The sequence below is a fragment of the Paenibacillus sp. Y5S-9 genome (genome assembly GCF_036894235.1).
GTDB lineage: Bacteria > Bacillota > Bacilli > Paenibacillales > Paenibacillaceae > Paenibacillus.
In genome coordinates this window covers 420,883-435,686 of the sequence record NZ_CP145887.1, presented here as the reverse complement: position 1 = coordinate 435,686, position 14,804 = coordinate 420,883, and the positions used below count along the sequence as shown (strand labels likewise).

12 protein-coding genes are annotated in these 14,804 nt (G+C 46.4%); 6 read left to right on the top strand and 6 right to left on the bottom strand.

Translation table 11 applies throughout. From position 1 onward, the window contains the following. Positions 1-74: 74 nt before the first annotated feature. Entirely contained in the window at positions 75-1,460 is a 1,386-nt protein-coding gene (locus V6669_RS02060; protein ID WP_338590247.1) for a transcriptional regulator, read from the bottom strand. Positions 1,461-1,724: 264 nt separating this feature from the next. On the opposite strand from V6669_RS02060, the gene V6669_RS02055 reads away from it, so the two are divergent. Further along, positions 1,725-2,849 (top strand): LLM class flavin-dependent oxidoreductase, encoded by a 1,125-nt coding sequence (locus tag V6669_RS02055; protein WP_338590245.1) that lies wholly within the window; start codon positions 1,725-1,727, stop codon positions 2,847-2,849. A gap of 96 nt (positions 2,850-2,945) precedes the next feature. Here V6669_RS02055 and V6669_RS02050 read toward each other — a convergent pair whose 3' ends face one another. After that, positions 2,946-3,524 carry a TetR/AcrR family transcriptional regulator gene (locus V6669_RS02050; RefSeq protein WP_338590243.1) on the bottom strand — a complete coding sequence of 193 codons (579 nt, stop codon included), beginning with the start codon at positions 3,522-3,524 and terminating at the stop codon, positions 2,946-2,948. 268 nt (positions 3,525-3,792) lie between these two features. Here V6669_RS02050 and V6669_RS02045 point away from each other — a divergent pair, with 268 nt between their 5' ends. Continuing rightward, complete coding sequence (locus V6669_RS02045; RefSeq protein ID WP_338590241.1) at positions 3,793-5,007, top strand: MFS transporter; 1,215 nt, start codon at positions 3,793-3,795, stop codon at positions 5,005-5,007. A 142-nt stretch (positions 5,008-5,149) separates the two neighbouring features. Here the strand turns inward: V6669_RS02045 and V6669_RS02040 are convergent, their stop codons facing one another. Both V6669_RS02040 and V6669_RS02035 read right to left on the bottom strand, forming a co-directional pair. Next, positions 5,150-5,518 carry a VOC family protein gene (locus V6669_RS02040; RefSeq protein WP_338590239.1) on the bottom strand — a complete coding sequence of 123 codons (369 nt, stop codon included), beginning with the start codon at positions 5,516-5,518 and terminating at the stop codon, positions 5,150-5,152. A gap of 141 nt (positions 5,519-5,659) precedes the next feature. Continuing rightward, positions 5,660-6,712, bottom strand: coding sequence for an alkene reductase (locus tag V6669_RS02035; RefSeq protein WP_338590237.1), 1,053 nt, complete (start codon positions 6,710-6,712; stop codon positions 5,660-5,662). A 165-nt stretch (positions 6,713-6,877) separates the two neighbouring features. Between V6669_RS02035 and V6669_RS02030 the strand changes: the two genes are divergently transcribed. The 4 genes from V6669_RS02030 to V6669_RS02015 all read left to right on the top strand — a co-directional run bounded on the left by V6669_RS02030 (position 6,878) and on the right by V6669_RS02015 (position 11,071). Then, on the top strand, positions 6,878-7,741 hold the full coding sequence (locus tag V6669_RS02030) for a LysR family transcriptional regulator (protein ID WP_338590235.1): 864 nt from the start codon (positions 6,878-6,880) through the stop codon (positions 7,739-7,741). A 63-nt stretch (positions 7,742-7,804) separates the two neighbouring features. Then, positions 7,805-9,388 (top strand): AraC family transcriptional regulator, encoded by a 1,584-nt coding sequence (locus V6669_RS02025; RefSeq protein ID WP_338590233.1) that lies wholly within the window; start codon positions 7,805-7,807, stop codon positions 9,386-9,388. An 87-nt stretch (positions 9,389-9,475) separates the two neighbouring features. Beyond that, positions 9,476-10,492: an iron-siderophore ABC transporter substrate-binding protein gene (locus V6669_RS02020; RefSeq protein WP_338590231.1), complete on the top strand. Its 1,017-nt coding sequence runs from the start codon at positions 9,476-9,478 to the stop codon at positions 10,490-10,492. Between the two features lie 6 nt (positions 10,493-10,498). Next, positions 10,499-11,071, top strand: a complete 573-nt coding sequence (locus tag V6669_RS02015) for a nitroreductase (RefSeq protein WP_338590229.1) — start codon at positions 10,499-10,501, stop codon at positions 11,069-11,071. A gap of 330 nt (positions 11,072-11,401) precedes the next feature. Here the strand turns inward: V6669_RS02015 and V6669_RS02010 are convergent, their stop codons facing one another. Both V6669_RS02010 and V6669_RS02005 read right to left on the bottom strand, forming a co-directional pair. Beyond that, positions 11,402-13,468 carry a methyl-accepting chemotaxis protein gene (locus V6669_RS02010; protein ID WP_338590227.1) on the bottom strand — a complete coding sequence of 689 codons (2,067 nt, stop codon included), beginning with the start codon at positions 13,466-13,468 and terminating at the stop codon, positions 11,402-11,404. 227 nt (positions 13,469-13,695) lie between these two features. Beyond that, a complete protein-coding gene (locus V6669_RS02005) occupies positions 13,696-14,802 on the bottom strand; it encodes a Glu/Leu/Phe/Val dehydrogenase (protein WP_017691060.1) in 1,107 nt (368 codons plus the stop codon). Positions 14,803-14,804: the final 2 nt, after the last annotated feature.

The following is a 14,804-nucleotide window of genomic DNA, read 5'->3' as shown; positions in this document are numbered from 1 at the left end:
GCGTTACAGACATTATTTGTGTAATAACATCACTATCCAAATTAACTAATTGATCTATATTAATAATCATTATGCTAAGCAAGATTACATAGAAGATCTTCTTTTTTTTCATAAGATTTCTGAACCTCCATCATGATAAGTTTGTACTGATGCTCGATTTCAGTCGTACCCATGTTTTTGTAATTCTCATAAAGCGAAATACAATGAATGATATCTGTTTGATTGTTAAATCGTACAGACTCTCTCAGACAGTGCATAAGTTGCTTTAAACCCTCCGGATATTCATGGCGATTTAAGTGGTAGAGTGAACGTTCCAACAAGAATGCTGCATAAATTTCATTTTTCATCTGCTCAGTGTACCCTTTTAAACCATTTATTTCGGAGTTAATCCGATCGCTGAACCTATTCAAAATATCATCAATATTTCTATCAAACTTATTAGCTACCTCCAAAATATTAATTATCGCAGGTAAAATTTCCTCTTCATTTCTTTCAATAAATTCCACATATGCAGGTAAAACGTTTTGATCACCCATCATCAATTTATATAAATAAGTATTGGCTTCCGCCCAACCAGCAAATTTATCAATAAAAATCTGATCCTCTTCATCCGGTTCAGAGACTTTAGCAAGCTTGGCATAGACTTCTGTATAGAGCAAAGCTTCTTCATAACGTCCCTGCTTCTCACATGCCGATGATTTAAGCAAATTGGAATATGCTCTATATACGAATAAAGGATAGGCAGTGAGTCTATCGCTTTTATCTATTTTCTTCTTTGTATACGATTGTAAAATTTTTGTTTTCTGATCTAATTCTTCAGCCAGATCAAAAGCCTTGTCCCGATATCGAAGTGAAGCATACGTATTCGCCAAATCCTTAATCGCATCCAGTTGCCTCTCTTCATCCAAGCGATTAATATACGGCTCAAAGTGCACAGCGGCCCGGAGATTATCATGCTGATTCTGACCGAGTGAGAGGGTGAAGATGCGATACTGGCACAGAGCCAGACGTTCCGAGTGTTGATATTTCTCACACTCCGCCACACATTCGTACAACATCCGTGCAGCCTTCGTCTGTCCACGTTCAAGCATGCCTTCAGCCATCTCAAACAACTCCGAGATATACGAGCGATCATCCGTCACTTCCTGGATAACCTTATGAATACATTCCAGCTTGTCCAATTCAGCACAGCGCTGCAGGAATGGTTCCAGTCTCCTCCAATGAGGTGCCGATTCCACGAAACATTCAGCCCCATAAATCTCGTAGAAATACCCCTCTTCCAGCTTCATGCCTTGGGTAATCAGATCCAGTTGCGCCATAGCGATGGGCCGAGTCCCCTTAATAATTGCACTAAGCGTTCCAGCGTTAACTCCCGATATATCGGCAAAATACTGCAGGGTGTACCCCTGTTTCCTGATGTAGTCCTCAATATATGAGCGTATCGTAGTTGTAGGTTCCATGTATCCCACCTCCACAATGAAAATCCATAATTTTGAATTTATATGATAAGCACAATTTTAATCCTAAATTTTACAGCGGTCAATAAAAATCGTGGCAATTCCCTTCACATTTATGCAAGGAGGCCTCGCTGTTCCTGCTTATAGAAAAAATCCATTAGAAGAATCCGTGAGAACGTGATACATTTAATCCAACTTACATATCCTACTATTTCAATAGGATTATACGACACAGATACTATCAATTCAGTTCGAGGAGAAGGTCAGATGAAATTTGCCTTGTTTAGTCTCATGATGAATCTGCCTAATGCCGTAACCGGGGAAGCTCTGACGACTCAGCAGAAATTCCACAATATATTAGAGCAAGCAAAGCTGGCTGAACGACTGGGATTCGATGCCTATGGAATCGGTGAACGACACGGTGCGCCTTTTCTATCTTCCTCGCCACCTGTCGTATTAACCGCAATAGCCGCAGCAACCACACGCATTCGGTTACTAACCACCGTTACTGTTCTTAGTATACTTGATCCGGTCCGGGTTGCCGAGGATTATGCCACGCTGGATCAATTATCGGGCGGACGGCTGGAGATGATCATCGGGAAAGGCAATGACCCTCGGCACTATCCGCTGTTCGGCATAAGCGAAGAGGAACAATGGGATTCACTTGATGAACGCTATCATTTGCTAAAACGACTTTGGTCTGAAGAGAATGTAACCTGGCAGGGAACGTATCGCACTCCTCTTGAGGGAGTGACCACGTGGCCCAGGCCGCTTCAGCAATCCATCCCGATCTGGCATGGTAGCGCGTCCAGCACGGTCTCGACCGAACTCGCTGCCAAATATGGCGAGCCGCTCTTCACGTCGAATTCTTTTCACCCTCAGGCCAAATACAAAGCGTTAATTGATCATTATCGGGAGCGCCTCGATTATTATGGTCATGATCCGCAGCAAGCCGTAATTGGCTCTGGTGCCGGCAGTCTCTATCTGGCGGATACGGGTGAAGAAGCCATTCGCCGTTATAAGCCATATTATGAAGCGTTCCATGCCACCGCCGCCGCACAGCATAACCAGTCTCCTTTTACCGATCTGGAGGATAACATTGCACGAGGTCCAGCGTTAATCGGGAGTCCGGAGCAGGTCATTGAGAAAATTCTGGACTACCATGCCGCTTACGGACATCAGGTGCTGAGTATCAGCGTAGATGGACTGACGCATAGCGAGCAGTTGGAGCAAGTGGAGCGTTTTGCCAAGGAAGTTGCCCCTGTATTACGCCGCGAACTGCCCAGTTCGGTATGGAATGAACCCCCGATGTTAACCCAGCACTCATCCTTCCTTTCCTCTAATGTTACAGATTCATGGCCCACAGCCATCTCACCTATATTCCAGGTTTAGTTCTCCCCGACAATACACTTCGGTTCCTTCCAGGGTGATTCCTACGAATCGCCCTCTTCCCTCTTCCTCCCACTTGTATCGCCGCTCTCTCTGTACCTATTTGGCCTGAATGCCTTCAAACAAGGAACGGAGCAACACATCTACAAACGCATCCTCCATCGCTTCACCCGTCACTAACATGCGATAGAACACCGGCCCGTAGATCAGATCAATGTACAGTCCAATGTCTATCCCACTTTTCAATTCGCCACGCTCCACACCCTTCTCCAGAATTCCCCGAGCTTCACGCCGACGTGGTTGGATATATCTTGTGCGGTATTCTTCGGCAAGCCCTTCATCCGACTGCCCTTCCCCAATAATCTGCGTAATCACTTTTCCTTCCCGACTGGTCAAAAAACGAACCAGATTACTCGCATGTATGCGTATATCCTCCAATACCGAGCCTGTATCCGGCACTGGCAATCTTGCCGTTGCAGCAGACATATATCCGTCCATGATGACAGCGCCTTTATTCGGCCACCATTTGTAGATAGTGGCTTTGCTCACTTGTGCACGTTCAGCAATCTTCTCGATTGTAACCGCCCCGAATCCGTGCTCCAACAACAAATCATACGATGCTGTAAGAATGGCATTCTGGGTTTCCATGTTACGTGGACGTCCTCTTTTGGCAGTCATCTTGAGCCCTCCTGGATGTATAAAATATATTTAATCATCAGTAATTTTCATAAAAACGATACGTTCATTATACTAAACTGCCATGAGTACACACAATTCTATCCTCCGCATATGTATTTTTTCCACAAATATATTCCGCCTATTTACAATACTGTACGTTTAGTTTATTATATATTTGTAATTAGTGAACACAACGTTTAGTAATTGACGATTTTAATATTAACTGTTTATTGCGAATACAAATGTAGAATTGTGGAGGATGATTATCATGGATATGGATATGAGACAACAAGTGAAGAAGGCACCTGTACCCACCTGGATTATTTTTTTGCTGGCATCCGCTTGTGGATTGATCGTGGCAAATCTGTATTATGCTCAGACCGTTATCGGACCGATCAGCATAACCACGGGGCTATCTTCTGCCGCTGCCGGATTGATCGTAACGTTGACTCAGATTGGTTATGTTATTGGTTTGTTATTCATCGTGCCGCTCAGTGACATTACCGAGAATCGACGCCTGGTCGTTCTTTTCCTCATCGTACTGGTTGTTGCCCTGATTGCTGCGGCTTTCTCACCTACAGCTGTTGTATTTCTGACTGCCTCTCTATTCATTGGTATAGGTTCTGTTGTCGCTCAGATTCTGGTGCCCTATGCAACATATCTTACTTCCGAAGAGCAGCGCGGGCGTGTTGTGGGCAATGTAATGAGTGGTCTGCTGCTGGGCATTATGCTGGCTCGTCCTGTCGCAAGCTTTATCACCAGCCTCTTCGGATGGCAGACAGTTTTTGTATTCTCCGCCATTGTCATAACACTTCTCATGCTGCTCCTGTCACGTGCTCTTCCTGCTCGCCAACCTGAACCCACCTTGAAATACGGGCAATTAATCGTGTCCTTGGGCACACTGTTCAGAACGATGCCGCTGCTGCGCCGCCGGGCGTTCTATCAGGCCAGTCTGTTTGGTGCTTTCAGCTTGTTCTGGACCACGGTTCCGCTGAGACTGGCTAACGATTTTGGCATGTCACAGCAAGGCATTGCCTGGTTCGCTCTGGCTGGTGTCGGAGGTGCTGTTGCCGCTCCCATTGCCGGAAGACTGGCCGATCGTGGGCTAACGCGTATTCTGACGGGTGCTGCCATGGTGATCGCTGCTGCTTCATTCGGTCTTGCTTATGTGTTCCAGAGCCACTCCACGTTTGCATTGATCCTGCTTGTTATCGTGGCAATCACACTGGATATGGCTGTCTCAGGAAATCTGGTGCTGGGTCAACGCATCATCTACTCCTTAGGAAGTGAAGCGAGAGGGCGTGTGAATGGCATATTCATGTCGATCTTTTTTGTCGGCGGTGCGATTGGTTCATCTCTTGGAAGCTGGTCTTATGCTCACGGAGGCTGGAGTCTCACAACGCTGATTGGCCTGATCATGCCGCTGCTCGCTTTGGTGTATTACTTTACGGAAAAGAAAGCGGTAGTTGTCAGCAATGAATAGAATGAATATATCGCTGAATCCGAATAACGGAATAAGGGCAGAGCTAATCATCAAGATTAGCTCTGCCCTTATTGTTGTAATACTCACTTGGCTCCCTGTGACAGGAAGGTATCACTGTTATTAAGATGGATACATCTACGTATTAGGCTTTACTGTGAATGGTAACTTGATACCCGTCTGGATCGGCAAATGTAAAGGTTCGTCCGAATGGTCCATCTATTGGTGCAGATGTAATTTTCACGCCTGCTGCAACAAGCTTGTCGTGAATTTCTTGCGTATCCGGGGCATGAAGCCACAGAGCAACACCAAGTCCTGGCTGCGCACTTGAACCGAGTTCTGTTCCTGGCAATAGGTCACGTAGAGCAAATGCAATCGGCTTGGTGTCAAAGACCACCGCATGAGGTGGTCCCGCCTGTGAGCGTACCAGGCCAAGATAGTTTTGATAAAATTCGGCAGAGCCTTCAAGATTGCTCACTTGAAGTGAAATGAAATCCGGTCCAATTACTGACATAATGTAATGATCTCCTTTATATATGGGGTTGGTTGTTTAGGTTATCTTGATCATACAAGACCGCTCTTGCCAACAGTATGTCAGTAGTGTTTTCTACTTTTTTCGATTTTTTCGATTTCTTCTCTTACTCGATTTTCTCTTTTACACCAACACGGGCAGATGCGTAGTCGCATCATACTCGACCAATTGCTCACCCGCATTCAATTTACGCACCAGATCAGGGTTTGCGATAAACGGTCTTCCGAACGCAGCCAGATCTATACTTCCCTTGCCAATAGCGTGCTCTGCAGCATGAACATCCAGATCCCCCACACCAATGATGATTCCATCCCACTGACTTCGAATCCGCTCGTGAAAGGACTGCTCACCATCCCACGCTTTCGCATAATGATCTGTTGAGGGATGCAAGATCGTAATTCCCGTCTCGCGGAACAAGTTCAGATATGCATCGATCATTCCAGCTTTATCTGCCCATGCATAGGATGAATCATCATCCTTTTTCTCGGAAAATCGTACCGATATGAGATCGACAGGGATCTCTTTTTTCACAGCCACAATAATATCCCGCAGGAACCGCAATCTACCCGCAGTGTCTCCTCCATATTCATCTGTTCTGTGGTTGGTCTTCTCATTGATAAACTGGTCGATTAGATACCCATGCGCAGCATGCAGCTCGATCCCGTCGAACCCTGCCAGAACCGCATTGCGGGCGGCCGTCTGAAAATACTGAATCGTATCCGCTATATCCTGTGTACTCATCGCTTGGGGCACCTGATACGGCTTATGCAGCTTATGCACTCTTCCTTCTGCTGCAAGGCTGGAGGGTGCCAGTGGAGCGGTTCCGATCAGATCGGAATGGGACAACCTGCCGACATGCCACAGTTGAGCAATAATGGTGCCGCCATGTCTGTGAACAGCATCCGTTACCCTTTTCCAAGAAGTCGTCTGTTCATCTGTATATAAACCGGGGATGCCGTAAGTGCCTTTGCCTGCCAGATTCGGGTTAATACCCTCGGTAATGATCAGTCCCACACCATCCCGCGCACGCTGCTCATAATATGCCACCATCTCATCCGTCACGGTCCCCTCCTGATCATCAGCAAATCCCCGGGTCAACGGTGCCATCACCACTCGATTCCTTAATTGCCACTGATGAATCGTCACCGGGCTTAATAGTGTTGAACGTGTATTCATGTTATCCATCTCATATCCCTACTCTCTTTGTCATTAGGGATATTGTACGGCGGCTCTGATATATCGTAAAATGATTGAAATATATACTTGTATCTCTCAGAGAGATACCTAACATCAACATCTGCGGAAGCAATGTAAGTTAATCCACGTTCAGGAGGATACAGCATGGAACTTTCCGATATCGATATTGTTCTCGCGGTGGCACGTTCAGGCAAAATCTCACAGGCTGCCAAAGAACTGAATTACGCACAATCCAATGTCACTACACGCATCAAAAAACTGGAGCAGGAATATCAAATCCAGCTGTTCAACCGATTTCCCAAAGGCGTTGTCCTGACCTCCAAAGGTGAGCAGTTTGTTGAGTACGCCACACGCATTCACAACCTTTTACACGATCTGAAGCAGGATATGACCGATCCCGGTGAACCTTCCGGTACGCTGAAAATCGGCATTGTAGAAACGGCGGCATCCAGCCGCTTTATGGAGATTCTGAATGAATATCAAATAACCTACCCGAAGGTGTCCATTTCACTTGTTAACGCCACTTCACCCAAAGTACTGCGCAAGAAAATACAGAACTATGAGATTGATGGTGCTTTTATCAGCGGGGCTTGTGTGAAAGAGGGTCTGAAGGTGGAATATGAGATGCAGGACACGGTTCATATCATCTCCAAGCGCATGGATACACCACCCGAAAGCCTGTGCCAAGTATCATGGGTTGTTTTCCCCGAGGGCTGCCCGTATCGTGAAATGACCGAAGAATTTTTGCAGGAAGAGGGGTTGTCCGCTCGCAATATTATCGAAGTGAGTACGATGGAAAACCTGCTTAGCTGTGTGGAGTCTGGAATTGCTTTTACCATTATGCCGTGCAACGTTATTCACAAGAAACCGGATGAATTCTCCGTATTTGATCTCGCAGATCGCTTTACTCATACCACGACAACCTTTGTCCGCGGTGAGGATCGGTATGTCAGCAGTGCGCTGGATCAATTCATGAAGCTGCTGAACCAGAAGTGCATTACGTTTTGATATAGAGAACTTTTACAAGCAGCAGTATAGTATGTACATTCACAGCAGTCAGGAGAAGATTAGATGAAACTCATGAATCTTTTATATAGGCTCATTGATGCCCGGCGTATCGACAACAATGCTGAACAAGTGTCCTTTCCATCCCAACCACATCATACGCTGCTTATTGTGATCAAAGGGAGCTTGACCGTCAAAGTCGAAGACAAAATCATCTCCCTATGCGCTCCTCAAGTCCTTTCCGTCCCGCCTTCTCACACCTGTATCGCAACTACCGAGGTACAGCCTGATTTTGAATGTGTCACCTTAACCTACAATGTCTACAACGAAGAACTGGATGGCAACATGCAGCAAGTTATTGATCCACATCTTGAATGCATTGCCACTGTTGTTCCCTCAGCTCCCGTTCTCGCCATTCAAATCCATGAAGGTGGGCAGAAGAAAGATCCATGGGCTGGAATGGCACGTCAGATCCTCTTTCAGGAACTTTGTCTTGTCCTATTGAAGCAGAAGAAGCAGAAATTCCAGGAAGATACAGCAATTGAAGCGGTAAGGCAGAGCCAAAAATATATCCATACACATTATCAGGAGAACTTCACACGCGAAAAACTGGCTGAAATGGCTGGACTGAGTGTCAACCGTTATTCCAGATTGTTCAAAAAAATGATTGGACAAGGCCCCATCGAATATTTGAATGCCGTACGTATCCGGGAAGCCGGCGATCTGCTACTGGCCTCAGACAACACGATCAAACAAACAGCACGCCAGGTCGGGTATGAAGATGAATTCTATTTCAGCCGAAAATTCAAAGCAACCACCGGATTGTCTCCCATGGTTTATATTAAAAAGCATCGCTCCGTAACACGTATCGCTTCACTTGCCCATCCATATACGGGGCATCTGCTTGCCCTTGGTATTGAGCCATATGCGGCACTGATTAATCCGGTCCATAGAACCTCATATGAATTCAAAAATGTGATTCAAGTGGGCAGAGATCAGCCTGATCTGGAACTATTAATGAACGCACACCCGGAACTAATCATTGGTTATGAAGGAACCGATTATGAAGAGCCCAAAAAAGCCGAATTATTTCGGCATATTGCCTCCACTTGTACCATACCTTTTGCAGGAGATTGGCGTACACAGTTGTACTCCATTGCACAATCCGTGGGCAAAATGACAGCTGGTGAAGAATGGCTGGAACGTTATGAGTTATCGGTCAACCGAAACATATCCGGAATACAACATGCCCTGGATGACCGTCCTGTGGCTGTGGCGCAATACGAGGATGGACAGTTCCGGGTCTACGGCAACCGTAATCTGGGGACGGTACTCTATGATGATTTGCAGTTATCCGTACCCCAAGCTCTACACCACGTATCCCATTCCCGTTTAATGTCACTGGAACAGCTGGTCCAGTCCGATATTGAACACTTCATTCTGTTTACAAGTGGCCGAGCAGACGAGCGTGCGCACACTGTAGCGTTGCTTATGCAAAATTCAATCTGGCAGCAATGGAAGGCGGTTCGTACGAATCAAGTCTATGAATTGGGCGATTCCTCCCCCTACTCCTGTTATACTTCCTTGGCTCATAATCTGTTTCTCAATCGGGTTAGTCAGTTGTTCCTGAGCCAAACGTCCATGGATTAAACAGGAATATCCATGGATTACGATTTGGAATGCACCTATAATTATTTTGATAATGATAATCAAAATCAGTTAAAGGGTGTGTACAACGTGTCTTTACCTAACAACCAACGCTTCTCTACCTTTTTCAAATCAGGACGATTCCTTATAACCGTTCTTCTTCTATGCAGCATGCTTGCGGGCTGTGGGACTTCCCAGAACAGCGGGAGCTCCGCTTCACCCGAATCCAATGGGGCAGAACCATCAACGGCTGAACAGGGAAGTGAGAATACACGTACCATTTCCACGATTAAAGGGGACATCGAAATTCCTGCTGAACCCAAAAAAATAGCGGGTATGCTCTACGTCTTTGCTGACCAATTACTCGCTCTCGGCATTGAGCCGACAGCCATGGTAACGTATAACGATCTCGGATTCCCTGAATATCTGGCAGATCAGATGAAAGATACCACTGCCATAGGATCCGGCGAGTCTCCCAATTTTGAAGCATTGCTCCAGGCTGAGCCGGATCTCATTCTGGCCTCCAAAACGTTAAATGAAGCAAACTATGAGCAACTCTCCAAGATTGCTCCAACGATCCTTTTTGATAATGAAGAAAAAGGAGACTGGGAGCGATTCATGGAAACGGCAACCGTTCTTGGCAAAGAAAAAGAAGCCCAAGCGGTCAAAGATGCCTATGATGCCAAAGTGACCACAACCCATGATGAGCTTGCCGTAAAAGCCAAAAACGAAACGGTGGCCTACATGCGCGTACAGGATAAACAGCTTCAGTTGATTAAACCTGATGATAACTTCACTCTGTTTGGTGCTCTGGGATTAACCCCTGCTTCAGTAGACAGTGTAGACTTCCAGGGATCATGGAATGTGGCAGTCTCCGAGGAAATTCTGCCTGAGCTGAACCCGGATCGACTGTTTATCATTCTTCGTCCAGGGGAAGAAAACAAGGTTGTGCTTAATAACATCATGGATACATCCATCTGGTCCAATCTGAATGCAGTCAAGAACGATCATGTATATATCGGTGATGCCAACCTGTGGTTTGCAGGATACGGTCCCATCGGTCTTAGCAAAATTATTGATGAGATCGCTGCTTCCTTCGAGTTATAGATGGACATGATGAAACCCAAAACAAGCCTTAGGCAGACCGTGATCGAACGACGCACGATTCAGGAATTTAATGGCCTACCCATTCCCTTGGAAACGATTCATGAGATTCTGGGGGACGCGATATGGGCTCCTTTTCACTCCAAAAAGGAACCTTGGCGCTTCATTCTGTTTATGAATGAGGGCAGAGAAACATTCGCGAGCGCTGTATTGAGTACACGCAATCCTAAATTTGTAGCAAAGTACGGACAACAAATCAGAGCAGCCTATTGTGAACAGACACCTGTGCATCTGGTTGTGGTTATGACAGCCAACCTGCCCTCCAAAGCGTGGGAAGAGGCTTTTGCTGCAACCTCGGCACTGATTCAGAACATACAGTTGCTCGCCTGGGAACAACAGATCGGCGTCGTATGGAAGACAAGTCCTTTCAACGAAAATCCACTATTCTGTGAAGCCATTGGTGTGACATCAGAGGAAAAAATAGTAGGCACACTTCACATGGGGTATTTTAACGCTGAAGATCAGCCTATGCCCAAGCCTCGCACACCGCTCCCTCAACTGTTGCATCTCATTGATCACTAAATGGATTAGAGCACATTGATCTGGACCATAAAAAAGAAGGGGATGTCCTATAAGTCATGAATATGACAGGGGACATCCCTTGTTCGTGTTATTTTGTTTTAATGAACCTGAGACACGCTATTCGGTCCCATTTGCCCCAATCTGAAATTTAACGAATCACAGAGACGTTATTTCGTCGGTTCGCTCGATTTTTTAGGTTTTGACAACGTTTTTGACGAAATAGCGTTACTGAGATTCTTTAAATCTTGCAAGCTCTGATGATCCGCCTTTTAAGGTGCGGTAGGTTCGTTAGCGCTTGGAGCGAGGCGGAATTCCTTTTGAGACAGACTCTTACTCCACCTTGAATCGCGCAGCCGATTCGGCCAGCTTTTGCGTCAATTGATCGATCGTATCGACCATGTTTGCCAACTGCTGCACCGTGGAAGACTGCTCCATCATGGTTGCTGTTACTTCTTCAACCGAAGCGGATACCTGCTCTCCTGAAGCCGACAAACTATGGGCTGACTCCAGTACAACATCCTTGTTCTGCAACATCTCTTGCATCTGTCCTGCCATTGTAGCGATCTGTTGATTAATGACCGATACCTTCTCCAAAATCACATCAAACGCCTGACGGGTCTGAATGACAAGCTCATCCTGTCTGGACGAGATGGTGTGAATCTCTGCAACACTTTGGTTGTTCTCGGCGACATCGGCCAGATTCTGCTCGATAATGCTGGAGATTTCCTTGGACTGGCGGGAACTCTGCTCTGCCAGGTTGCGGATTTCCTCGGCTACAACTGCAAATCCTCTGCCATGCTCCCCCGCCCGTGATGCTTCAATTGAAGCATTCAATGCAAGCAGATTGGTCTGCTTCGCAATCTGGCTGATGGCTTCCGTGATCTGACTAATACTGCCCGAACTCGTTTGAAGTTTGACGGTAATCTCAGAGATCTTCTCCACTTCCCGTTCGTTCACCTCATTGATACGCATCAGTTCATTGACGACTTCATTCCCGTTGTGGAATACCGTTTCGATCTCATCCGCTCTTGCCTTCACATCCTGTGCACTGCTGTTCATGGCAGCCACTTTATCGCCAAAGCTGTTGAATTTACTTGCAATCTGCTCGGTATCTTCCGATTGAGCCTCCATCGCTTTTGCAATCCCCATGGACGTCGCCGAGGTCTCATCAATGGATCTTGCCGTCTGTCTGGATGTCTCCTCCAATTCCTGAGTGCTGTCCTGAAGAACATGAATCGAATTATTCATATCGGTAATAAGGTTCCTGTTCTGCTCCACCATACCATTAAAGCTCTCAGCCAGATCCTTGAATTCACTGTTATATCTGCCATTGGCCTTAACGGTCAGATCCCCTTGAGCAAGCTGTTTGAACAGCCCGATCAGACGAATGATAGGTCTCGTTATACTACGAGAGATCAACAATCCCACGCCAATAGCCAGAGCAATTCCAATCAAGGTCACGATAAGCATCTGGCGCTGTATATCCTCTACCGGGCGCTTAATATCATCATAATCGTCAATAATGACCACGGAGAGATCTGCACCAGGAATCTGATTGATACGATAGTAGGTATCATCTCGATCCATCGAATTGATTTTCACTTTGTCGGTGGCTCTGGCCTCCATAAGTTCCATGGCTTCCTTGTCCTCTTCCAGCGTTTGTCCCACAATGGAAGGATCCAATGAATCATACATAATGATACCGCTCCGGCTCAGCACTTCAACTCTGCCCTGACCATTGATCTGGATGTCCCCGAGTTGGCCCAGGAAAAAGCTGCTGTCCACCGACATAGCAAGCACACCCAGGATATTCCCCTCTTCATCGATGATGGGCTCCGAGAATGCAATAATGAGCTTCTTGCTATTCTTCGAAACGATCGCATCACTGATGAAGGATTTCCCCTGTATGGACTCCTGGAAATATTCCCGATCTCCCCGTGACTGTCCAATCACTTCCGGCATGGTTCCCGCCACCATGATTCCTTCCTTATCAAACACGAACAGATCTGGCTTACTTCCTTCCGTTTCCGATATACTGTCGGTCAAGATCGTATTGGCCTTATTAAAATATGGGTTCTCATCCGATAAAAATTCTTCATCCGTCATGTCAGTTGTATTACGCAGCTCCAAGAGTTCCTTGAAGGTATTATGTACGGATATCGCATGACTCAATTGTTGCTGAAGTTGCATCGCTGTCCAAAGCCCTTCCCCAAGGCGGTCAGCCATCACATTAATCTCATCCTTGCTTTTCCTGACCACAACATCAGATGAGATCATATAACTTGTGGTCGTTGCACCAAGCAGAACCAAAACAACCAATACACTGATCATGAAAGGCAGTTTGATTTTAAGCGACATATTTTTGATCCTATGCCCTAACCCTTTTCTTTTCCCCATTTCCCACTTCTCCCCACTTCCCTGAACCATATGCATCTGAACGATGTACATACATTATCGGAAAAATCTATAGTAGAATTGATCATTTAGGGAGATATTGCCACTGTTTTCTTTTTTTCTGATAGCAACATAAAAAAATGGCCTGTCAGATCGACTATCCATCTTGGGAATGGATGTTGCCGTTATCTAACAGACCAATTACAGATTTGGTAATGATTCAATTACGTTTACTTGCGCAATCTCCGGGAACTCAGTGCATGGTGACCATTCTGCAGGAATGTACTGCGCGTATTCTTCATCTGTTCTATCCGTCGCTCAGCCAGTCGATCTGCGGCAACATAGGTTGCGATGCCCTCGGTACGTGAGCTTTCGAATATTTTCTCCAGATTGGAATAGATCTCTCCGATCTTGCTCCAGGCCCGATCCGCATTATAACCGTTCAGCTCATCCGCAATGTTAATGACACCACCTGCATTGATAACATAGTCAGGCGCGTAAACGATGCCCATATCATACAGTTGATCCCCATGCCGGGTCTCCAGCAGCTGATTATTGGCACAGCCCGCTACAACCTTCGCTTTAAGTGTCTTAAGCGTATCGTCATTAATCGTGCCGCCCAGTGCACATGGTGCATAGATATCGCAATCCACACTAGTAATGTCTGCGGGGTCAACAGCTGTCGCGCCGAAGCGATCCACAGCCTGTTTCACCGAGTCCTTATGGATATCCGTAACGATCAGATGTGCACCTTCCTCATACAGATATTTGCACAGATGCATCGCCACATTGCCGACACCTTGGACCGCTATCGTTTTACCCTCCAGCAGATCGGTACCAAATGCTTCTTTCGCTGCTGCCTTGATCCCCCGATATACACCCCAAGCCGTTGCAGGTGATGGATTACCGGATGAACCATAGCTCGCCGAGATGCCTGTCACATAATCGGTTTCCTGATAGATCAGGTTCATGTCCTCTTCCGTTGTTCCCACATCTTCGGCCGTGATATAACGTCCGTTCAACCCTTGAATATATCGTCCAAACGCTCGAAACATGGCTTCGTTTTTGTCGCGCCTTGGATCTCCGATAATAACGGTTTTGCCGCCGCCCAGATTCAGTCCGGATACCGCATTCTTATATGTCATACCACGGGCAAGGCGCAGGGCATCTTCAATGGCGGCTTCTTCTGAAGCATAAGTCCACATCCGTGTGCCTCCCAGCGCAGGGCCGAGTGTTGTGTCGTGTATGGCGATAATTGCTTTTAACCCTGAATTTCGATCCTGGCACAGAACCAGTTCCTCATAATCGTGATGCTCCATTGCTTCAAACCAACTCATGT

Coding starts and splice junctions, on each gene's coding strand:
- V6669_RS02030 (WP_338590235.1), top strand. CDS start 6,878: ATGGAACTTTCCGATATCGATATTGTTCTCGCGGTGGCACGTTCAGGC.
- V6669_RS02055 (WP_338590245.1), top strand. CDS start 1,725: ATGAAATTTGCCTTGTTTAGTCTCATGATGAATCTGCCTAATGCCGTA.
- V6669_RS02015 (WP_338590229.1), top strand. CDS start 10,499: ATGATGAAACCCAAAACAAGCCTTAGGCAGACCGTGATCGAACGACGC.
- V6669_RS02035 (WP_338590237.1), bottom strand. CDS start 6,712: ATGAATACACGTTCAACACTATTAAGCCCGGTGACGATTCATCAGTGG.
- V6669_RS02040 (WP_338590239.1), bottom strand. CDS start 5,518: ATGTCAGTAATTGGACCGGATTTCATTTCACTTCAAGTGAGCAATCTT.
- V6669_RS02050 (WP_338590243.1), bottom strand. CDS start 3,524: ATGACTGCCAAAAGAGGACGTCCACGTAACATGGAAACCCAGAATGCC.
- V6669_RS02005 (WP_017691060.1), bottom strand. CDS start 14,802: ATGAGTTGGTTTGAAGCAATGGAGCATCACGATTATGAGGAACTGGTT.
- V6669_RS02010 (WP_338590227.1), bottom strand. CDS start 13,468: ATGGGGAAAAGAAAAGGGTTAGGGCATAGGATCAAAAATATGTCGCTT.
- V6669_RS02025 (WP_338590233.1), top strand. CDS start 7,805: ATGAAACTCATGAATCTTTTATATAGGCTCATTGATGCCCGGCGTATC.
- V6669_RS02045 (WP_338590241.1), top strand. CDS start 3,793: ATGGATATGGATATGAGACAACAAGTGAAGAAGGCACCTGTACCCACC.
- V6669_RS02060 (WP_338590247.1), bottom strand. CDS start 1,460: ATGGAACCTACAACTACGATACGCTCATATATTGAGGACTACATCAGG.